Raw genomic sequence first — 19,139 nt, forward strand, 5'->3', positions numbered from 1 at the left:
GCGTCACGTCCCGCTGGCCGCGTCTGGCTGGGCGAGGACGTCGGCGGGGGGGATCGAGAAGTGGCCGTGCGCGGGGTGGATCTCCAGCCGGGCGTGCGGGATGGCCGCCGCGAACCGCCGGGCGTGCGCGAGCGGCACCGTCGTGTCGACGTCGCCATGGTGGATGACGGTCGGCACGGTGATCTCGCCCGGCTCGAACCCCCACGGATGCGTCAGCAGCCGCAGATCCTGTGCAACCCCGACGCTGCCCTGGCGGAACGCCTCCAGATAGCCGGCGACGAAGTCCTGCCACTGGTCCTCCCGAGACAGCGCCTGCCGGTCAGCCGCGGGCATCTCGGTGGTGACGACGCGGAAGAAGAGTCGCGGCGCACGACGCCCGAGCGCGGCGAGGCGGGCGAGGAACCACCCGCCGAAGCCCGGCACCCGGGTGCCGAGCCGCAGCGACCGGCGCTGCCAGGGCGCCATCCCGTTGGTGGACCACTCGGGCGGGCCGAGGGGCGTGTCGAGGACCAGGCGCGGAAACCGCTCGGGGGAGCGGGCCGCGCAGGCGGCCGCGAACGCGCCTCCGCCGGAGACACCGAGGACCTGGGCGCCGGCGATGTCCAGCGCGTCGAGCACGTGGGTCGCGTCCTCGACCCAGTCCACGACCCGGTCCAGTCGGCGCGCGCTCGTGCCGCCGGTGCCGGGACGGTCGGGCGCGATCACCCTGCGCCCGAACTCGTCGGCCGCGGCGGCGAAGCGGCGGGCGGCGAGGCGCGAGTCGGCCAGCCCGTGGCACAACAGCACCGGCGTGGCCTCCGGTGCTCCCACGACCTCCACCGCGACCACGCCGCCGTCGGGGCGACGTATCTCCACCTCTCCATCGTGCGCGCCGGCGGCAAGTGGTGCACATGGCGGCACGCGGCGCCGACGCCGGTGAGGCCGGGCACGGCCGGCGTACGCCCGTCTCAGCACCCGATCGGCACTGCTTCTCGATTCGGCTCGTGGGAATCTGTGGTCACGCACGTTCGAGGAGGCATTGATGAGCGACCAGCAGGTGCGTCAGATCGTCCTCTCCACCGACGACCTGGACGCGTCGATCGCGTTCTATGAGTCGTTGGGCTTCGCGCTGAAGTTCCGCGACGGCGCGCACTACGCCGCGCTCGACGGTGGCTCGGTGACGATCGCCCTGGCGACGTCGATCGACCATCCGCTGCCCGGCAAGGTCGTTGTTGGCGTCAAGACGGACGACGTCGACGGTGCCGCTGCGGCGATCGAGCAGAGCGGCGGCGCGATCGTGAAGGCGCCGTACGACGACGCCCACGAGCGGCGTGCGGTCGTCTATGACAACCAGGGCAACGGACTGGTCTTCTACAAGCCGCTTCCGCGCTGAGGCGCGCGCGGGCGTCCCCGGAGTGGGACGCTTCACCGGTGAGAACCGACAAGGACCGCGTCGACAGGGTCATTCGCGCTGGACGCCGCGTGGTGCGGGTGAGCTGACGCCCGCGCGGCGGCAACCTGCGCGACCTGACTGACCGGTCAGTCAGGCTGCTGAGACGCCGCCGCAACGAGGGGGCGGCTGCACGCCGGGGCGCACTGGTCCAACGTGGGGCGCATGGTCGACTACGAGCTCACCTCGTCCATCGCGAGGATCGCCTGCAGCGCTTCGCGATGGGCGAGGTAGGCGCGGCGGCCGGCCTTGGTGATGCGGTAGGTCGTCGAGGCGCCGGGGCCGCGGCCGTGCTTGCGGATCTCGACATAGCCGGCCTTGGCGAGCTCGGTCATCTGCTTGGACAGGTCGGAGTCACTGATCTGCAGGTGGTCCCGGACGAAGGCGAAGTCTGCATCCATGGCGCTGGCGAGCAGGGCCATCGCAGCGAGCCGCTTCGGGGCATGGATGACAGGATCGAGGCCGAACTGGTTCATCCCAGTCGCACCCGGACGCGGGCGGCGGCCGCGGCGTACGCCTTCTCATACCACGCGATCGTGGGCGTCACGACGACGAACGCGACGATCGCCGCCACCCACGGCTCGGTCAGCCACAGGACGAGCGCGACGACGCCGACCACGACGACGGCGCCCACGACGAAGGCGAAAAGGACCCGGCGGATCTCCTCGGGTGCCCGACCGCGGGGCCAGGTGCCGCGATAGCGGCGGTACCAGACCACGAACATCAGCTCGACGACCACCAGCGCGAGGAGAGCCAGGGTGCGGAGTGGGCCATCGTCGGGGAGGGCCATGGCGAGGCAGAAGGCGGCCGCCCAGAGCCCGGTCGCGGGCGGGTACCACGCCGGGGTCGGCGGATAGTCGACGTACGGCGCCGCCGCGGCCCGGTCGGCCTGACGCAGCGTCTCGGCGAGATCGTGAGCACTTTCCATGACAGCAAGCATTCCGAGTGCTTTCCGGATCGTCAAGTGCTTTGGTGGCGTCAGATCCGTGGTGCACGGGGAGTGCGACCGACCCCTCATCGGGGTACCGTCGAAACTCGGAGAGTCTCAGGGGGCGCTATGGCAGACCACGCAACTCCGGACATCGTCCCGCTGCTCGGGCGCGGACACCATCGCACCATGCGCAAAGGCGCGTGCTTCATGGAGATGGCGTCCTACCTGGCGGGGGAGAAGTGGTCGGACCACCCGCGATGTACCCATCCGCTGCTCGGGGAGCTGGCGCGCGACGTCAACGACGCGGTCTCGGACGACACGCGCCAGCGGCTGGCGCCGATGATCCCCGACGTGGTCGGCCTCAACCCGACCGATCCGCGCGTCGACGCCTGGATCGCCCGGCTGGCGACGATCGCGGCGCTCCCGATCAGCGCCTACGCCACCCAGCGGGTCGTGGCGGTGGGGCTGCTGCGGTGCGAACGGATGCTGGCCGAGATCGAGTCGCGGCCGTCGTACGACCTCTCACCGCTGGCGTCGGACGCATTCTCGGACGCGCCGGAGGCGGCCACCTGGGCGCATGACTTCGTGCGCCAGATCGGCGTCCCGTCCGGTCGCCGGACCGGGCGGACGTTCGCCAGCGAGACCGGTCCCGTGATCGTCCGCCACTGCGTGAGCGGCATCGCGCAGGCCACCGTCCGCGATCGCGAGGAGCGCCTGCTGCAACTCCTCCACCAGGCGATCGACCTGTGCCGTGTCGCCCAGGCGCAGCCGGAGAGCCGGAGGTACGACGTCGAGCCGTTCGCCCGCCGCAGCGGGTAGGCGGGCGGTCAGATCTGAAGCCTCAGCGGGACCGGCGTACGTGACGCGCGGCCAACCAACACTCGAACCGACCGTGCGGCGTGCGCAGGTAGGACCGATAGCGGGCGTCCAGCTCCGCGATCTCCTCCCGCAGGCCGAACATCTCGAACTCGACGAGACGGTCGGGCGCGCACTCGTGCGGAGCGTCAATCGAGCGGTCCAGCGACTCCCCGCACCGCTCGCACGGCATATAACGGGACACGAACACAGTGACCTCCTGTTCGCGACGGCCCCCGAAGCGGCCTCGGTACCCCGGCGCCGTCGGCCCCCAAACCTCGGTATGGCCGCCGTGCTCCGGAGGGGCTAGTGTCGCCCCTTGCGGGCAGGTGCCAGAGCGGAGGCTCAGATGGCAGACAACGCAGAGTTCGCGCGCTCGATCTACGAGGCGTGGAACAACCGCGACTTCGACTACCTCACGGAGTCGGTCGCGCCCGAGGGCACCATCACCATGATGGGCAGCGGAGAGGTCTTCCGCGGTCCTGACGGTGTCCGGCAGTACAACACGATGTGGGCAGACGCGTTCCCCGACGGGCGGATCACCATCGACCGCGTCATCGCCCAGGACGACTGCGTCGTGGTGGAGTTCACCGGCCGGGGCACCCACACCGGCACGATGAACACCTCGGCCGGGGACATCCCGGCCACCGGTCGCTCGGCGACGCTGCACTTCATCGACGTGATGGAGGTCGCCGACGGCAAGGTACGCACGCAGCGAAGCTATTTCGACACCGGCGCTCTGATGGCGCAGCTGGGTCTCACGGCCGCTCAGCCCGCCACCACCGCCGACTAGTTTCTCGGGCCGGATCCCGCACAGTTCGTGCACTTCTTCGGCACCTGCCCCGATGCCGCCGTCCTCCGCTTCCAGTTCGTGATCGCCTACGGTGGTTGGTGAGCCGACCCGGCTCACCGGACGAGGGAGCCGTACCCGGAGCGCGACAAGACGGCCGGTAGGAGTCGTCGTGAGTTGGCTCGTCCTGGCCGTGTCCGGTGTTCTCGAAGCAGTGTGGGCGGTGGCGCTCGGGAGGTCAGAAGGACTGACGCGCCTGATTCCCACGCTGGTGTTCGCCACCGGCCTCGGGCTCAGCATGGGAGGCCTGGCCTACGCCATGCGCACGCTCCCCGTCGGGACGTCGTACGCCGTCTGGGTCGGCGTCGGCGTGACCCTGACCGTCGCGTACGAGATGGCCAGCGACGGCGGTTCGGTCAGCGTCGCCAAGATCCTGCTGATGCTCGGCCTCGTCGCCTGCCTCGTCGGTCTGAAGGTCGCGCACTGACAAGCGGTCATCCGCATGACCGGGTTCGACGCCTCTCCGTGCTGACACCTGGTTCGCTCGTGCCTGCCCCGCGCCGATCGTGTCCTGGCATCCAGTACGGCGGTGGTCGGACCTCGGTCCTGTCCACTGGTGCTGGCCAATCGGCTCAGCCGGCCTGCTCGTACCGCACCGCGCGATCACGGCCAGCGGTCTTCGCGCGGTAGAGGGCGACGTCGGCGCGGATCAGCGTGTCCTTGACCGAGACCTTCTTGTCCATGGGCGCGATGCCGAAGCTGATGGTCGGCCCCTGTCCGGACGGCCACCCGTCTTGGAAGCGCCTGCGGATGGTGGCGGTGACGGCCTCGGCCCGTTGTCCGTCGGTCAGGATGAGCGCGAACTCGTCACCGCCGAGCCGGCCGACGAGGTCATGGGGTCCGACCGCGTTGCTGCACACATCGGCGAACTCGATCAACGCATGATCACCTGCGGCATGACCGAGACCGTCGTTCAGCGCCTTGAATCCGTCGAGATCGGCCACGAGCAAGGCGGCGTCGCGCTTGGAGAGACGATCGGCCAAGCGCATGAACTCATATCGATTGAGGACGCCGGTGAGCGGGTCGCGGGTGGCGCGAAGGCGCAGTTCGGAGGTGGCGCTTTCATAACTCAGTGTCGACATGCTGAAGGTGACCACGACCAGCATCACCGTGGTGAGCAGTGTGGTGACGGCGGGGCCGAAGACGTTGACGAAGACCGGGTCGAGCGGGCCGACGGCGAGGAAGCACACCGTGCGGCCGAAGTAGTAGACCGCGACGACGGTCGAGATCGTCGCCATCGAGAGCAGGGCAACGTCGTGCGGGTGCTCGTCATGGCGGGGTTCCCCGTGTCGAGATCCGACAAGGCTCCGCCGGTGGGCCCACAGCTCACCGCAGGAGAGCGCGAGCATGAGCGTCATGCCGATGAGAAATGCCGATCCTCCGGTCCACGTGTCGTGAACAGGGTCATCGAGCAAGGAGACAAGAAGGACGACGCCCGGCCCCACGCCGAGCAGCCAGCGCCTGGTGACCTTGTGTCGCAGCGTGCGAGCGCCCGCCCAGACGCAGGCCGAGCCGAGCACCGCAACGGCGTTTCCACTCGGGTTGGCGACCACCTGAACCGGCGTGCCGTTGCACAGGAAGAGCAGCGCGCTGGCGACGTACAGTCCCAGAGCCGATGACCACCAGCGGGCGTAGCTGGACCGGGTGCTGCGGGAGGGACCGACGTAGAAGAGGACGAGCACCGTCAACGCGACCAGCCCGAAGGCGACTCGCAGCGTGATCACGTCCAACACACGCAGCAGGCTATGGCGTCCCATCGGCCGGTGTGGTGAAGATGCCGGAAGTCATGGTCGGGTCTTGGTTCCGTAGCCGTGATTCCGGCCCCGTGGTCTGCATCATTCGGCGGCGAAAGCATCCGGTTCTGACCTAGCCTGCAGGCGAGGGGGGACCATGAGAAGACTTCAGCGTGCGGTCGGCCTGGTGATCGTGGGCATGGCGGTGCTCGGTGCGGCCGCGCTGTCGTGGGCGTTGTCCACCGCCGACGGGCAGATCGCGTCGGTGGCCAACCATGAGGTGGTCATCGGTGTCTGGCGGCTGATGTATGACACCGAGGCGCCGTCTCTGCCCCTGGTCGTGGCGGCCGTCGGCATCGCGCTCGTCTGCGCCGCCGGCGTCGCCGAGACCGAGAGGCGGATCGCCACTCGTGCCCGTCGCAGCGAAGACCAGGCCCGTATGCCGCTGGCTCCGCGCATCGTCATGGAAGAGACCCGTGGAGTGTTCGCGGGAGAGATCACGGTGACAGTCGTCATTCCCGCACACAACGAGCAGGACCGCCTCCCCGCCACGCTGGCGTCGCTGCGGGACCAATCCCGTCGACCGGATCGTGTCATCGTCGTGGCAGACAACTGCACAGACGCGACCGTCGCCGCGGCCCGCGCAGCGGGAGTCGAGGTGACCGAGACGGTCGCGAACTCCGAGAAGAAGGCCGGCGCGCTCAACCAACTGCTCGCGGTGTTGCTGCCGGATCAAGGCGACAACGACCTGGTGATGGTCATGGACGCCGACACCATGCTCGACCGGGGCTTCATCGACCATGCGGTGCGACGGATGAGCGACGACCGTGCTCTGATGGCAGTCGGCGGCCTCTTCTACGGCGAGGAGGGCGGTGGCCTGCTGGGACAGTTCCAGCGCAACGAGTTCGTCCGCTACTCCCGCGACGTACGCCGCCGCCGCGGACGGCTCTTCGTGCTCACCGGCACGGCCTCGGTGTTCCGACCTCGTGCCCTGCGCACGGTGGCCGCCGAACGCGGCCGCATGCTTCCGGGGCGTCCGGGCCAGGTCTATGACACCCTCGCCTTGACCGAGGACAACGAGCTGACGCTAGCGCTGAAGTCGCTGGGCGCGCTGATGATCTCGCCTGGTTCCTGCACCGTTGTCACCGAGGTGATGCCGACGTGGCGGAGCCTGTGGGCGCAACGGCTGCGGTGGCAGCGTGGTGCGCTCGAGAACCTTGGAGCCTACGGTGTGCGACCCCAGACCTTCCGCTACTGGATGCAGCAGCTGGGCATCGGCTACGGCGTCATCGCGCTTGCGTCCTACCTGTTAATGATGCTCGTCATGGCCCTTGCCCTCGACACCTGGGTGTGGTTCCCGTTCTGGATCGGCGTCGGCCTCGTGTTCGTCGTAGAGCGCGTCGCCACCGTCTGGGCAGGCGGGTGGTGGGCGCGGTTGATCGCGCTCCTCATCATCCCGGAGCTGACCTACGCGCTGTTCCTCGACGCTGTCTACATCAAGGGCGTGGCGGACATCTCGCTGGGACATGAGGCTCGGTGGCAGCATGTCGTGACCCGTGCCGAAGCCGCCGGGAGCGGATCATGATCGCGGCTGTGCGGCCGCTCGGGATCTTGCTGCCCGAGAGTGTGCTCTCGTCGCCATGGTTCGCCCTCCTGGCCACCTTCGTCGCTATCAACACGGTCATGTACGTCGCGCTCGCGGTGGGGAAGGCACTCCCCAGGGTCTATGTCACCGACTGGCTGCGTCATCGCTACCGACGGTCGGGGACGCGGAGCATCTACCCCGACGGGCCGCTCTGACGCAGGCCGAGACGCCGGGGCTCCGATGTCGGCTCCCGCGCTTGGCCGGCATCTGTCGATGCGAGGTCGGGCCCAGGATCCTCGGTCTCAGCGACGCTGGGCGCGTCGGTCTGTGTCGGTCGCCCAAAAGGAGGCGAAGTCGGTCGCCTTCAACGGGGTTGCGATCAAGAAGCCCTGGATGAGCGGACACCCCAGCATTGCGAGTGCACGACGCTGCCGCTCTGTCTCGACACCCTCGGCCACCACGGTGAACCCGGTCGCCGCGGCCAGGCGGATCACGGCGGCGACGATCTCGGAGTCCACCGGGTTGTCTCCGAGTCCGGACGTGAATGTGCGGTCGATCTTCACGACGTCGACGGGAAAGCGTTTGAGATAGGACAGGGACGAATATCCGGTTCCGAAGTCGTCGATAGCGATCTGCAGGCCGAGCGCCTTCAGCTCACGCAGGGTCAGGATCGCCGCCTCGGCGTCCGTCATGATGACTGTCTCAGTGATCTCCAGGCACAGCTGGTCAGGCGGGAAGCCGGTGCGCTTGAGAATGGCCTCGACCTCACTGACGATGTCGGGGCGGCTGAGTTGGTGGGCTGAGAGATTCACGCTGATCTTCAGCGGTCGCCGCTCGGGGTGAGCCGTGCTCCATTCCTGGCCTTGTCGGCAGGCCTCCTCGAGGGCCCAGGCGCCGAGTGGGCCGATGAGACCGGTCTCCTCAGCGAGGGGGATGAAGGTGAACGGAGCGACGACGCCGCTGGGGGAGTGCCAACGGAGGAGGGCCTCGGCGCCGACCGTCTCACCGGTGACGGTGTCGACGAGCGGCTGGTAGTGCAGGTCGAACTCGCCACGCTCAAGCGCCCGGCGAAGCGCGGCTTCAAGCTCGAGCCGAGCGCGAGGCACCTCGGCGGTGCCAGGCCGGAAGAGCCGATAGCGCGCCTTGCCAGTGGACTTCGCGCCGGCCGCTGCCACGTCGGCGGCCGCGATCAGCGCCTCGCGCGACGGCACCTGGTCGGACATCGCGACGCCTACTGACGCGCTGATGAACACTTGGTGCCCGTCGACCTCATAACCGGTGTCGAGGGCGTCCAGCACCCGCTCGGCCCAGGCAAGCGCCTGGTCGGAACCGCCCACGTCTTCGATGAGGATCGCGAACTCGTCACCTCCGAGCCTGGCGCAGGTGTCCTCCTCGCGCAGCGTACGACGCAGCCGGGCGGCGACCTGAACGAGGAGACGATCGCCGGCGGGGCGGCCATAGGAGTCGTTCACGAGCTTGAACCGATCCAGGTCGACCACGAGGAGCGCATGCGACGTGCTGTTGCGCTGGGCTCGCGCGAGCGCGTGATCGAGCCGATCCTCGAAGAGACGCCGGTTCGGCAGGTCGGTCAAGGGGTCATGGAAGGCGATGTAGGAGAGCTTCTCTTCGAAGGACTTGCGCTCAGTGATGTCGTGCAGCACCACGACCACCCCGGTCTGTGGCGCGGGAAGGCCCGCGGCGGTGAACGCGACCGGAATGAGGGCAGAGCCAGTCCGTAGCACTGCGTCGTCGTCACCGATCCCGCCGTGAGAACCGGCCAGCGTGGTCAGGTCGACCCGGCCGGCGGCACCATCGAGGGCGAAGACATCGTCGGCGACCGCACCCAACAGCTCGCCGGGGTGGGACAGCAGACGCCGCGCGGCGGGGTTGGCGAAGGTGACCACCCCCGCCGCGTCGATGGCCAACACACCTTCGCTCTGGCCGTTGGTGATCGCGGTCAGGTGAGCCAGTAGGCGAGAGTTCCGGAGCGCCGCGCCGCCGACCGTCGCCAGGGTGCTCAGGGCGTCCCGCTCACCGTCGAGCCAGGCACCACCGCCGACCCGGTCCGCCACCTCGAGGGCAGTCTCGTCGTCGATCGGTGCGCGCAGGGCAGCGGGGGCAACGGCTGTCGTCCCCGTGACCAGTCGCGCTGTCTTCGCCTGCAGCACCGTGGCGGCGGAGGCGAGCAACTGGTCGCGGACCTCCTCGGGATCGTCGGAGTTGCGGACCGCGACGACGGCCTCCTGCACCGCCTCGGCGGACAGGCGTGCCTGGCGTTGAACGACGATGGCGACGTAGGCGCGCTCCACCGTCCAGCCCAGGGCGATCGCAGGCAGGGCCGCCAGCGGGTGGTCGTGGACCGCGATCCCTGCGACAACGCCAAGCAGCAGCGCACCGAGAGAGGCGATCCCGCGGGTCCGCCACTGTTCCCACAGCCCGGTCAGCAACGGGTGCCCGGCGGCCAGCCGCACGATGCCGGCGACGGCGAATGATGACGCGATGGCGAACACCAGACCGCCGGCGCAGCACGCCAAGAGGGCCGCTGAGGAGATTGGCGACTCGACCTGCGCCCCGCCCGCGCGGGCAACGGCGTAGCCGGCGAGGCAGGACAACACCGTCTGGCCGACGTTGAACACCACCTTGACCGGTGCCCGTCGCGCGGCCAGGTTGCCTGCGAAGGATGCGACGGCGACAGCGGTGGCCACCTCGAACGGGCCGATCAACAACACCATCGGGACGAAGAGCGCCTCGTCCAAGTGATCAGACTCGACGCTGCCATGCCGGTGGACGAGCCTGGTGGGACGCACGTGCGTGTAGGTGAGCAGGAGCAGGAGGACCACGAATGAGGCCGGATGGGCGAAGGAGTTCATCCCGTCGCGCACGAGCGCAGCTGTGGCGGCCCCCGCAGCGGCGACACCGACCGTGACGCAGAGGGCCGTGATGGCTGACGGTGAGAGCACCCGGGGTTGCGCGGACGGCGTACGGCTCATGGTCTGCTCCCCTCCCTCACCGGCGGTCATCGTGCGGCCAGTCGGCCTCTCGGCGTGGCCCCGCACCGTAGGACGACGGTACGGGGCCACGCTAGATCAGAGGTCAGTTCCACGCCGCGGACCAGAAACCGGCCGAGGCCCACCCGGTGGCGTTCCATGCTGCCGAGTTCCAGGCGGCGCTGTTCCACGCCGCGCTGTTCCAAGCGGCGGAGTTCCACGCCGCGCTGTTCCAGGCAGCGGAGTTCCACGCCGCGCTCGACCAGTCGTAGGTGTTCCACGCGGCACTGGACCAGCGGTAGGCGTTCCAGGCGGCGCTGTTCCAGGCGGCGGAGTTCCAGGCGGCGCTGTTCCACGCGGCGGAGTTCCAGGCGGCGGAGTTCCAGGCGGCGCTGTTCCAGGCGGCGCTGTTCCAGGCGGCGCTGTTCCAGGCGGCGCTGTTCCAAGCCGCCGAGTTCCACGCCGCCGAGTCGCCCCGTGCCACCCTGCCCGCGTGGATGAGGGAGCCCTCCGATGCGAAGGGCGATCCCGAGCCGTTCGAGGCCGGAAGCCCCACGTTGGCGGCAGGCGCCGTCGGCGCCGAGAGCAGCGTCGTGATGTCGAGCTCGCCGGCACCTTGAGCTGTCTTCGGCACATCAGACAGCGCGGCGGCGGTGCTGGTGAGCTGGCCCTTGACCCGGTTGTTGCTGAGCCATGGGCGCTGCTGCAGCAGCAGAGCGGCGGCCCCAGCGACCTGAGGCGCGGAGAACGACGTGCCGGATCCGCGGAAGTAGGCGGAGTCGACGCGTGCCGAAGGGAAGGTCGTGTCGACGGTGGAGCCGACCGCGCGGGTGGAGACGACGTGCGCGCCGGGCGCGACCAGGTCGGGCTTGGCCAGGCCATCGGCGGTCGGTCCGGTGGAGGAGAACGGGGCGATCGTGTCGTCGGCCCGCTCCGGGGTGGTGGCGTCATCGGCAGAGCCGACCGTCACGACGTACGGGTCGTCACCGGGTTTGGTGATGCCGGCGTCGCCCTGGTTGCCCGCGGCAACGGTGACGACGAGTCCTGCCCGCCACGCCCCTTCCACGGCTGCGTCGAGCGGGTCGATACGCCAGCGCTGGGTGGAGTCGGTGCCGAGGGAGAGGTTCAGAACGCGGATGTGGTCGACCGCGGAGTGGTTGACGGCCCACTGGATGGCGGTGATGACACGGACGATGTCACTGGAGCCATCGGCTCCGGCGACCTTCAGCGACACGAGATCTACTCCGGGCGCGACGCCCTTGACCGCGCCGTTGGAGGCGGCGCCCGAGCCGGCGATCAGGCCGGCGACGAAGGTCCCGTGCCCGAAGCTGTCGGTCCGGTAGCTTCCCTCGCCGGAGAAGTCGTAGCCATCGATGACCTTGCCGGCAAGATCACCTGTGTCGCTGATGCCCGTGTCGACCACGGCGACCGTGACGCCGCGGCCGTCGATCCCCTTCGCCCACGCGCTGGGAGCGCCGTCCGTCTGGGGATAGACAGCGGAGGCGTCGTGGCTGCCGGCCCCCCAGTCAGCGTCCGTGACCTGCACGGGCGCGTTCTCGGAGACCTGGAGGCCGAGCGCTGCGAGCTGTGAGCGCTGCGGACCGGTGACTCTGGCGGCGAAGCCGCCGACGACCGGCAGGTCTGTGTAGCCCGTGCCGTGGGAGACGAGCGAACGAGCCTCGCTGACGGCGGAGGCCGAACCGGTCACGAGGACCTCGTGGGCACCGCGGACGCTGGTTGCGAGCGCGGCCGCTGTCGGGGCCGGCGATGAAGGAAGGGCGGTCGTCGCACGCGCGGTCGGCGCGACACCGACAGCCAGCGCTGCGGCCAGCAGCGCCGGGACCGCCGTACGGAGCCGGCGAGTGAGAGCAAGCATGAAAGGGCTCAACCTCTTGTCGTGCGCAGGACAGGGATGTCGGAATGCGCTGCGGATGGGGGAGACGTGCGGCTCCGTGGGACTCAGCGTCCACGCCGAAGGGCTGCTGCACGATCCTAGAGCCGAGGGGGATACCCGCGCAGACGTTCGAGGATCCTCGACCGCGTGGATCGAGATCGGTCCGGTTTCATCGCGTCCGTGCGTTTTGCGACTTCGGCTCGTTCGCGTGGACCATGGTGGAGGACGGGCGGAGGACACCATGGCTGCTGCAGATCCGAAGGCGACGGTCCTCGGGCCGGTGGCTCCGACGACATGGGCGCTCAAGGGGGTGGCCGGGTGAGCACTGACAGGCGTGAGCCGGAAGCACGCTACGTTCAGTTCGCCGACGACGCGACCCAGGCGCAGTTCGTGAGAATGGCGGAGGCGGATCACCAGGCTCTCCTGAAGGCCGACCAGTGGGGCGCCTCCCTCCCCGTCGCGACGGGACCGGACACGATCGTCAGTGAGCGCCGTGGTCTCCTCCGACGGTTGACGGAGGTGACCGTTCCGGCGCCGACCGCGCTGGTGACGCCGGCTCTCGCCGCCGCCGACCGGGCAGGCTCGGAGGTCCCGCAACGCGTGGCGGGGCTTGGCGGCTGCGTGGCGGAGGCTGCCCTGGCCGCGGCGGCCGGCGAGGTGGTGCTCGATCTGGTCAGGTATCTCGCCGGGTTGCAGCTGTCGCAGCAGCAGGCCCATCCGGCGTACCGCCAGACGGTTCGCCTCGCAGCCGAACTCGAGGCGTTGCACGAGGTGCTCGCGAAAGTCGGTTGCGGCGAGGGGTCGGGATGCGTCAGGGCCCGTGCCCCGATGCACTGGGGCCGCCGGGCCGAGGACGTCGAGGTCGCCGAGGTGCGTGCGGTGCTGGTCCGCCTCGCTGAGACGGCAGGCACGGTGGAGCACAACGATCGTCCGTCTCACTGACGCCCGCGAATCCGTTCACTCGGCTGAGGCGGTCGGCGTTGCCCACAAGGTGAGGTCGCGAGCACCCGTCGGGCGTGCGCCGCCCGTCTAAGAGCAATCGACGGGCGACTGCCCTGTACCTGTTCCAAGCGGGTACGTGCTGCCGGAGTGCCCTGGCGCCCTGAAAGCATCGTGAAGGCGGCGTGAAGCCGGGCTGAAACCGTGGAGCCTTAGCGTCGGTGGTGACGCGTTCGAGGCACGAACGCCACTGAGGAGCCGCCGATGACCACGACCACGACCACCACGGCCGCCGCTGAGTCGCGCACCTACCCGTCCTTGCGCGCTGCGTGGATCCCACTCGCCGCACTGTGCCTGGCCTTCTTCGTCGAGATGGTGGACAACACACTGCTCTCGATCGCACTGCCGACGATCGGCCGCGACCTGGGCAGCGGGACGACGGCGCTGCAGTGGGTCACGGGCGCGTACTCGCTCACCTTCGGCGGCCTGCTCCTCACCGCCGGGTCGGTGGCTGACCGCTTCGGCCGCCGTCGGGTCCTCCTGGTGGGTCTCGCGGCTTTCGGTCTGATGAGCCTCGGCGTCGTCGCGGTCCACAGTTCGGGAGAGCTCATCGCCCTGCGGGCCGCGCTCGGTGTCGCCGCGGCGGCGATGGCGCCGATCACCAACTCGCTCGTCTTCCGCCTCTTCGACGACAAGGCGCTCCGCATGCGCGCCATCACGGTGATGATGGTCGTGGGCATGTCCGGCTTCATCCTCGGCCCGCTGCTCGGCGGCACGGCCCTGGCCCACGTCAGCTGGGAGTGGCTGCTGGTCGTCAACGCGCCGATCGCGCTCATCGCTTGCGTCGGCGTCCGCCTCGGCGTCGCCCCCGACCGGCGCGAGGACCTCACCGACGACACCCTCGACCTGCCCGGCGCCGCGTTGAGCGTCCTCACCATCGGCCTGGCGTGCTACGCGGCGACCTCGGGCGTCGAGCACGGCTGGCTCTCGGCCGGCACGCTCGCCTCGATCCTCGGCGCCATCATCGCTGCGGTCGCCTTCGTGTGGCACGAGCGCCGTACGACGTCGCCCATGCTCGATCTCGGCCTGCTCTCGCACGGCACGGTGCGCGGCGCCACGATCGCGCAGGCAGGCACGTCGATCGCGATGGCGGGTGTGATGTTCGGCCTGGTGATCCACTTCCAGTACGCCTACGGCTGGTCGCCGGTGCGCGCCGGTCTGGCGAACCTGCCCATGATCGCCACGATGCTGCTCGCGACCCCGCTGTCCGAGGGGCTCATCAAGCGGTACGGCCACCGCATCGCCTGTCTCGTCGGCGCCGTACTCCTCGCCGGCGCGCTCGGTGGGCTCGCGTGGGGTGTGGACCACGGGTATGCCGCCATCGCGGTCTCGATGGTGGTCATGACCGTCGGTCTGCGGACCGTCATGACGATCTGTGCCGTCGCACTCATCGACGCCATGCCGAGCAACCGCACCTCGATCGGCGCGGCCCTCAACGACACCGCGCAGGAGGTCGGCACGAGCCTCGGAACCGCGGTGGTCGGGACTCTGATCGCGGCCCTGGTCACCACGCAGCTCCCGGCCGGCAGGTGGAGCGACGCGCTCGTCGCCTCCTTCTTCCACGGCGAGCGCGTCACCTATGCGGTGATCGCCGTGATCGTCGGGGTCATCGCCATCGGTGGTGCTCTCACGCTCACCGACTCACGCAACGCCGAAGAACACCCCTGACCGCGCGGTGTCGCGGGGAGGCGGTCAGCGCCCCCGGCGTGCGGCCCTGAGCATGCTCACGACCATGGGGACCTGCAGGGGAAGCCGCGCATAGGCCGCCGTCCGGAGGCCCATGCTGCCGTGCCGCGACGCGTCGAGGGCCATCTTCACGTTGCCCGGGAACACCGCCACCAGCAGGGCGGCGCTGGCGTACGCCGCCGCCCGCCGGGTCGGACGGTAGCCGAGCCCGGCTGCGCAGAGGAGCTCTGCGGCCCCGCTGGCGACGATCATCTCTCGGTGGGCGGGCACCCAACGCGGCATCAACGGCTCGAAGACCCTTGGCCGCGCGAGGTGCGTCGTCCCGCTGGCGACGAAGGCGGTCACGACCAGGCGGGCGGTGGCGGAGAGCGGCATGTCGAGAGACTAGTCGTGCCGTCGGAAACCTGCCGAGCGTGGGCCCCGCGGAAGGGACTACTTGAGGACTAAACTAGCCATCGACGGCACCCTCGCCGCCGTGACGTGGGAGGTGGCTTCATGGACGTGGTGTTCTTGATCGGGCGCATTCTGTTCGCCTACCTGTTCCTCGGCTCCGCGGTCGGGCACTTGACGAAGTCGAGCGACATGGCCGGTTATGCGGGTTCGCGAGGGATCCCGGCACCCAGGGCCATGGTGCTGGGCACCGGGGTGCAGCTTCTCGTTGGTGGACTCATGGTTCTCCTCGGTGTCTGGGGAGACCTCGGGTCGCTGCTGTTGGCGCTCTTCCTCGTCGGTGCGGCCTTCTTGATGCACCCCTTCTGGAAGGAGTCCGACCCGATGGGGAGACAGATGGAGATGGTCCAGTTCAACAAGGACGTGGCACTGGCCGGCGCCGCGCTGGCGTTCTTCTGGGTCTTCCAGAACGGCGTGGACCTGACCATCACCGACGGACTCTTCTCTTAGCGCGCGACGAACGCAGGCGCGGCGACGTCGTGCCGGTTGACGCGTCCTACCTCTTCGCGACGGCGTTGGCCGCGCGGAGGATGGCCCGGTAGGCAGGGCGGACCTGACGGGGCCGGTTGGCCGCGGCGGGGCGCAGGTCGTCGAGGTCGACGACGCCGGTGGACCGCCAGGTCTTCTGGACGACCGCGATCCGGGTTCGGTTCGTGTGGCGGAGCTTGAGCAGTCGGGCCATCGCCGTACGGATCGCTGTGACCTTGCGTGCGACGTGCCGACCGTTCTTCTCGGCAGCGATGAGGAGGTTGACGTCGACGACGTGATCGCGGGTACGACGGGTCCAGAACTGCTGCAGCAGCGTCTGCTTCTGGGCGGCGGTCGTGGGGTTCGAGGGCGCCGGCGTCGGGTTCGTCGTCGACGGTGGGTTCGTCGTCGCTGTGCTGGGCGTAGTGGTGCCCGGTTTCGGCGCGGTGTCGGCGAGCATGGCACGCCACATGCCGTCGCCGACGATGCCGTTGACCGCCAGCCGGTGCTCGGTCTTGTAGGCGAGCACCGCGGCCTTGGTCTGGGAGCCGTAGATGCCGTCGGCGCCGCTCATGCCGATGGCCTGCTGGACGATGGTGACCACCGGGCCGGTGGCACCGGGCGTGATCAGCGATCCGGAGTAGGTCACGACTTTGGTGTGGAGCGCCGAGGAACCCTTCTCCGCCGTGACGCGGGGGTAGGACGGGCAGGGAGTGGCGCGTGCAGTCGTGTAGGGATCGGCCCAGTTCAGGTCGGCGGCCCGGCAGGGTCCGTAGTCGACGGCTGCGACCTGCTTGGTCCACCAGGAGGTGCGCTTCATGGCGCCCTCCCAGCTCAGCGAGAAGTGCATGTGGTCGCGATGACAGGTGGTGTCGTAGGCCTTCTCGGGATGCTGGGCGCACGACTGATAGGGGCGCCACCCGTCGGAGGCGCGATAGGCGCCCCAGATCTTGCCGTTCCAGATGACGTACATGATCCCGAGCCGGCGGGCGTTGGCGAAGGCGTTGCCCATGGCGTCGGTGGCCAGCAGCCACCTGATCAGTGCGTCTGCTCGGGCCTTGCCGGTGGCGGTCCGCACACTGGTGAACCAGTCGACGGCGCGGCCGTCATAGTGCTCGCTTGTCGGCAGCGGGTCGGTCCCGCAGGTTCGGGAGATGCTGTAGCTGGTGCCGGGGTAGGTGGCCTTGAGCAGGTCCCCGAGGGCGACCACGCCTGGCTTCGCTGTCGGGTCGCAGGAGTTCGCCGGCACATAGACGGCGGGTCTTTCCAACGCGGTGGGCAAGCCGGCTGGGGTGAGGGGTACTGGCTGCGCCGCCGCCTCACCGGTGGCGGCATCGGCCGTCATCGTCGTGGTCGTCGCTGTCGTGGGCGTCGTACCGGCGATGGCGGCAGCCGTGCGCGTATGGGCCGGTCCCGCGGATGCGGCGCCGCCGCCCAGCAGAATGGCGGCGCTGAGCAGGGTCGCGATCGCGGTCTGGGCTCTGGCATGCGGCCGACGCGCCTTGTGGTTCGATCTCAACAGGCCGCGAGGTCGTCGTGACCCTTCCGCTCGGGGCAGCGGTCCGCGCCCCGGCCTCTGCCTCAACCGCCGATGCCGCGGAACGTCGGGCTGCTGCCTCATGAGGAGAACGGTCGTGGAACCACATCAAGGCAATTCGCCGAATCGGTGCACCATCCTCCACTCGTCGCCGGATCTCACCCATCAGCACTACCTCTGACTACCCGGCTGGGCCAGTGGGGGCCATCAATGGGCGAGACGGCGGCGTCTTCGAGCCTGGACGCCGATCACCCCCAGGACCACGGCGATGACCACGAACGTGGAGTAGTGGTCGATCCGGTCGATCACGTCAACGGCCGGCTTGCCGATCGCGTATCCCAGGCCGACGATCGGGCCGACCCACAGCAGCGTGCCGAGCACGTCCAGAGCCAGGAAGGTGCGCAGGCGCATCCCGGAGAGCCCGGCGGCCACATAGATCAGCAGCGAGGGCAGCGGCAGGTAGTAGGCCAGCACGATGGCTGCGGGGCCGAACCACGCCGCCGTCCGCTCGAGCCGGGCGGCGCGCGCCTCGCGCGTGGCCACGCCACGAGGCGAGGGGTCGCGGCCCAGGATCAGGTGCAGCGCACGGTCGCCCCACCGCCGACCGGCCCACCAGAAGACCCAGTCGAACATCATCGAGCCGGGCACACCGGCGACCATCGCGCACCACAACGGCAGTCCGCCCAGCCGGCTGTGTGCCCCGACCGTCACCTCGGCCAGGGTCGATCCGCTGACGACCTCGAGCACCAACGGGTGCGATCCGACGAGCGCCGGGACGAGCGGCCAGACCGCGAGCGAGTACGCGACGTACAGGCCGATCAACAGCGCGACCATCGTGTCCGCGCGTTCGGCACTCTCACCCCAGGGAGTGAGCACGCGTGGGGCCTGCGGTTCGGGGCCATCCGAGGCGAGGGTCATCGGGTCGAGTGTCGCACCCACCAGGTCGCTCCATCTCGATGGAGGCACGAGGAGGCGCTGACGCCGCCCACGTACCTCACATGAAGTGGGCCACGACGGACCACACGACAGCGATCGCAGCCGCGGCGATGGCAACCCAGCCGGCGACGGTGAACGAGCCCGATGGGCGGCGCGCCGCTGCTGCCGCGGCGGCACCGAGGACGGGGGTGGCGCCGCTCCAGAACACGACGAGACTCAGGATGGTCAGCACCATCAGCACGATCTGAGTGCGGGTGCCGGAGAAACGACGCAGAACAAGCGCGAAGAGCAGCGCGGCAAGCACCACGCAGCCGACGCCCGTGATGAGCGCGGGCCCGAGCCCGCCGTCCTCCCCGGCGTCGACGTTGGTGTTGCCGAGGACGATCACGAGAGCGGCGCCGACGAGTCCGGCCGCGGCGTAGGGGACCAGTTCGTTGGGGCGGGCTTCTGGTACGGCGTGGGTGGGTGCGGCCATGGCGGGCTCCTGGGACGGTTCGGTGCAGGGATCGTAGGAGCGCGTCGCCCTGCTACGGATGGCCAGGAACGATGATGTCGCCTTGATTGGGTACGGCCCGTGGCGAAGCGCTCCACCCTCCTCGACAGATGGTCCGGACATCCGCATGGCACCGAGGTGGCCGCGTGAGATCGCAGCTTCCACGTCGAGATCGACGGCGTGCGGGGTACAGCGAACGCCGGTGAGTCGGTCGAGGTGACGCTGCACCGGCTGCCGTCGCGGTCAGCCGCCGGTTGGACGAGCGCCTCGACGCCGGCAAGACTCGGCTATCTGGCGAGTTTCAGC

20 protein-coding genes and 1 riboswitch are annotated in these 19,139 nt (G+C 69.5%); of the genes, 9 read left to right on the forward strand and 11 right to left on the reverse strand.

Translation table 11 applies throughout. The features are described 5' to 3' along the window. Positions 1 to 3: 3 nt before the first annotated feature. Complete coding sequence (locus AB3X52_RS04705; RefSeq protein WP_367991793.1) at positions 4 to 855, reverse strand: alpha/beta fold hydrolase; 852 nt, start codon at positions 853 to 855, stop codon at positions 4 to 6. A 166-nt stretch (positions 856 to 1,021) separates the two neighbouring features. Between AB3X52_RS04705 and AB3X52_RS04710 the strand changes: the two genes are divergently transcribed. Continuing rightward, positions 1,022 to 1,372, forward strand: coding sequence for a VOC family protein (locus AB3X52_RS04710; RefSeq protein ID WP_367991795.1), 351 nt, complete (start codon positions 1,022 to 1,024; stop codon positions 1,370 to 1,372). 230 nt (positions 1,373 to 1,602) lie between these two features. Here the strand turns inward: AB3X52_RS04710 and AB3X52_RS04715 are convergent, their stop codons facing one another. Together AB3X52_RS04715 and AB3X52_RS04720 are read right to left on the reverse strand one after the other, a co-directional pair. Continuing rightward, positions 1,603 to 1,905, reverse strand: coding sequence for a transcriptional regulator (locus AB3X52_RS04715; protein ID WP_367991797.1), 303 nt, complete (start codon positions 1,903 to 1,905; stop codon positions 1,603 to 1,605). Further along, positions 1,902 to 2,357, reverse strand: coding sequence for a hypothetical protein (locus tag AB3X52_RS04720; protein ID WP_367991799.1), 456 nt, complete (start codon positions 2,355 to 2,357; stop codon positions 1,902 to 1,904). The genes AB3X52_RS04715 and AB3X52_RS04720 overlap by 4 nt, the downstream gene beginning before the upstream one ends. Positions 2,358 to 2,486: 129 nt before the next feature. Between AB3X52_RS04720 and AB3X52_RS04725 the strand changes: the two genes are divergently transcribed. After that, the gene (locus AB3X52_RS04725) at positions 2,487 to 3,179 is read left to right on the forward strand and encodes a hypothetical protein (protein ID WP_367991801.1); all 693 of its coding nucleotides are present in this window, start codon (positions 2,487 to 2,489) and stop codon (positions 3,177 to 3,179) included. 22 nt (positions 3,180 to 3,201) lie between these two features. Here AB3X52_RS04725 and AB3X52_RS04730 read toward each other — a convergent pair whose 3' ends face one another. Beyond that, a complete protein-coding gene (locus AB3X52_RS04730) occupies positions 3,202 to 3,426 on the reverse strand; it encodes a hypothetical protein (protein ID WP_367991803.1) in 225 nt (74 codons plus the stop codon). Between the two features lie 138 nt (positions 3,427 to 3,564). On the opposite strand from AB3X52_RS04730, the gene AB3X52_RS04735 reads away from it, so the two are divergent. Both AB3X52_RS04735 and AB3X52_RS04740 read left to right on the forward strand, forming a co-directional pair. Next, entirely contained in the window at positions 3,565 to 4,008 is a 444-nt protein-coding gene (locus AB3X52_RS04735; RefSeq protein WP_367991805.1) for an ester cyclase, read from the forward strand. A gap of 95 nt (positions 4,009 to 4,103) precedes the next feature. Next, a riboswitch (guanidine-III (ykkC-III) riboswitch) is annotated at positions 4,104 to 4,167 on the forward strand. A gap of 10 nt (positions 4,168 to 4,177) precedes the next feature. Beyond that, positions 4,178 to 4,492: a DMT family transporter gene (locus AB3X52_RS04740; RefSeq protein ID WP_367991806.1), complete on the forward strand. Its 315-nt coding sequence runs from the start codon at positions 4,178 to 4,180 to the stop codon at positions 4,490 to 4,492. A gap of 145 nt (positions 4,493 to 4,637) precedes the next feature. Here AB3X52_RS04740 and AB3X52_RS04745 read toward each other — a convergent pair whose 3' ends face one another. Beyond that, positions 4,638 to 5,798, reverse strand: coding sequence for a GGDEF domain-containing protein (locus AB3X52_RS04745; protein ID WP_367991808.1), 1,161 nt, complete (start codon positions 5,796 to 5,798; stop codon positions 4,638 to 4,640). 157 nt (positions 5,799 to 5,955) lie between these two features. On the opposite strand from AB3X52_RS04745, the gene AB3X52_RS04750 reads away from it, so the two are divergent. Together AB3X52_RS04750 and AB3X52_RS04755 are read left to right on the forward strand one after the other, a co-directional pair. After that, positions 5,956 to 7,383 carry a glycosyltransferase family 2 protein gene (locus AB3X52_RS04750; protein WP_367991810.1) on the forward strand — a complete coding sequence of 476 codons (1,428 nt, stop codon included), beginning with the start codon at positions 5,956 to 5,958 and terminating at the stop codon, positions 7,381 to 7,383. Then, on the forward strand, positions 7,380 to 7,598 hold the full coding sequence (locus AB3X52_RS04755) for a hypothetical protein (protein WP_367991812.1): 219 nt from the start codon (positions 7,380 to 7,382) through the stop codon (positions 7,596 to 7,598). The genes AB3X52_RS04750 and AB3X52_RS04755 overlap by 4 nt, the downstream gene beginning before the upstream one ends. Before the next feature lie 87 nt (positions 7,599 to 7,685). Here the strand turns inward: AB3X52_RS04755 and AB3X52_RS04760 are convergent, their stop codons facing one another. After that, positions 7,686 to 10,265 (reverse strand): putative bifunctional diguanylate cyclase/phosphodiesterase, encoded by a 2,580-nt coding sequence (locus AB3X52_RS04760; RefSeq protein ID WP_367991814.1) that lies wholly within the window; start codon positions 10,263 to 10,265, stop codon positions 7,686 to 7,688. A 211-nt stretch (positions 10,266 to 10,476) separates the two neighbouring features. Continuing rightward, positions 10,477 to 12,246 carry a S8 family peptidase gene (locus tag AB3X52_RS04765; RefSeq protein ID WP_367991815.1) on the reverse strand — a complete coding sequence of 590 codons (1,770 nt, stop codon included), beginning with the start codon at positions 12,244 to 12,246 and terminating at the stop codon, positions 10,477 to 10,479. Positions 12,247 to 12,774: 528 nt separating this feature from the next. Between AB3X52_RS04765 and AB3X52_RS04770 the strand changes: the two genes are divergently transcribed. After that, a complete protein-coding gene (locus AB3X52_RS04770; protein WP_367991817.1) occupies positions 12,775 to 13,206 on the forward strand; it encodes a hypothetical protein in 432 nt (143 codons plus the stop codon). 261 nt (positions 13,207 to 13,467) lie between these two features. Then, entirely contained in the window at positions 13,468 to 14,931 is a 1,464-nt protein-coding gene (locus tag AB3X52_RS04775) for an MFS transporter (protein WP_367991819.1), read from the forward strand. A gap of 24 nt (positions 14,932 to 14,955) precedes the next feature. Here AB3X52_RS04775 and AB3X52_RS04780 read toward each other — a convergent pair whose 3' ends face one another. Then, positions 14,956 to 15,324 (reverse strand): DoxX family protein, encoded by a 369-nt coding sequence (locus tag AB3X52_RS04780; RefSeq protein WP_367991821.1) that lies wholly within the window; start codon positions 15,322 to 15,324, stop codon positions 14,956 to 14,958. A gap of 120 nt (positions 15,325 to 15,444) precedes the next feature. On the opposite strand from AB3X52_RS04780, the gene AB3X52_RS04785 reads away from it, so the two are divergent. Beyond that, complete coding sequence (locus AB3X52_RS04785) at positions 15,445 to 15,849, forward strand: DoxX family membrane protein (RefSeq protein WP_367991824.1); 405 nt, start codon at positions 15,445 to 15,447, stop codon at positions 15,847 to 15,849. A gap of 46 nt (positions 15,850 to 15,895) precedes the next feature. Here the strand turns inward: AB3X52_RS04785 and AB3X52_RS04790 are convergent, their stop codons facing one another. The 3 genes from AB3X52_RS04790 to AB3X52_RS04800 all read right to left on the reverse strand — a co-directional run bounded on the left by AB3X52_RS04790 (position 15,896) and on the right by AB3X52_RS04800 (position 18,815). Further along, positions 15,896 to 17,488 carry a peptidoglycan-binding domain-containing protein gene (locus AB3X52_RS04790; RefSeq protein WP_496559902.1) on the reverse strand — a complete coding sequence of 531 codons (1,593 nt, stop codon included), beginning with the start codon at positions 17,486 to 17,488 and terminating at the stop codon, positions 15,896 to 15,898. A gap of 123 nt (positions 17,489 to 17,611) precedes the next feature. Continuing rightward, complete coding sequence (locus AB3X52_RS04795) at positions 17,612 to 18,322, reverse strand: DedA family protein (RefSeq protein ID WP_367991828.1); 711 nt, start codon at positions 18,320 to 18,322, stop codon at positions 17,612 to 17,614. Between the two features lie 76 nt (positions 18,323 to 18,398). Further along, a complete protein-coding gene (locus tag AB3X52_RS04800) occupies positions 18,399 to 18,815 on the reverse strand; it encodes a hypothetical protein (protein WP_367991830.1) in 417 nt (138 codons plus the stop codon). Between the last annotated feature and the right edge of the window lie 324 nt (positions 18,816 to 19,139).

The organism is Nocardioides eburneus (assembly GCF_040838215.1).
Classification (GTDB): domain Bacteria; phylum Actinomycetota; class Actinomycetes; order Propionibacteriales; family Nocardioidaceae; genus Nocardioides; species Nocardioides eburneus.

Bases quoted from the DNA above. Each gene is read 5' to 3' on its own strand.
- AB3X52_RS04710 (WP_367991795.1), top strand. From the start codon at position 1,022: ATGAGCGACCAGCAGGTGCGTCAGATCGTCCTCTCCACCGACGACCTG.
- AB3X52_RS04715 (WP_367991797.1), bottom strand. From the start codon at position 1,905: ATGAACCAGTTCGGCCTCGATCCTGTCATCCATGCCCCGAAGCGGCTC.
- AB3X52_RS04720 (WP_367991799.1), bottom strand. From the start codon at position 2,357: ATGGAAAGTGCTCACGATCTCGCCGAGACGCTGCGTCAGGCCGACCGG.
- AB3X52_RS04725 (WP_367991801.1), top strand. From the start codon at position 2,487: ATGGCAGACCACGCAACTCCGGACATCGTCCCGCTGCTCGGGCGCGGA.
- AB3X52_RS04735 (WP_367991805.1), top strand. From the start codon at position 3,565: ATGGCAGACAACGCAGAGTTCGCGCGCTCGATCTACGAGGCGTGGAAC.
- AB3X52_RS04750 (WP_367991810.1), top strand. From the start codon at position 5,956: ATGAGAAGACTTCAGCGTGCGGTCGGCCTGGTGATCGTGGGCATGGCG.
- AB3X52_RS04755 (WP_367991812.1), top strand. From the start codon at position 7,380: ATGATCGCGGCTGTGCGGCCGCTCGGGATCTTGCTGCCCGAGAGTGTG.
- AB3X52_RS04765 (WP_367991815.1), bottom strand. From the start codon at position 12,246: ATGCTTGCTCTCACTCGCCGGCTCCGTACGGCGGTCCCGGCGCTGCTG.
- AB3X52_RS04775 (WP_367991819.1), top strand. From the start codon at position 13,468: ATGACCACGACCACGACCACCACGGCCGCCGCTGAGTCGCGCACCTAC.
- AB3X52_RS04780 (WP_367991821.1), bottom strand. From the start codon at position 15,324: ATGCCGCTCTCCGCCACCGCCCGCCTGGTCGTGACCGCCTTCGTCGCC.
- AB3X52_RS04785 (WP_367991824.1), top strand. From the start codon at position 15,445: ATGGACGTGGTGTTCTTGATCGGGCGCATTCTGTTCGCCTACCTGTTC.
- AB3X52_RS04790 (WP_496559902.1), bottom strand. From the start codon at position 17,488: ATGAGGCAGCAGCCCGACGTTCCGCGGCATCGGCGGTTGAGGCAGAGG.
- AB3X52_RS04795 (WP_367991828.1), bottom strand. From the start codon at position 18,322: ATGACCCTCGCCTCGGATGGCCCCGAACCGCAGGCCCCACGCGTGCTC.
- AB3X52_RS04800 (WP_367991830.1), bottom strand. From the start codon at position 18,815: ATGGCCGCACCCACCCACGCCGTACCAGAAGCCCGCCCCAACGAACTG.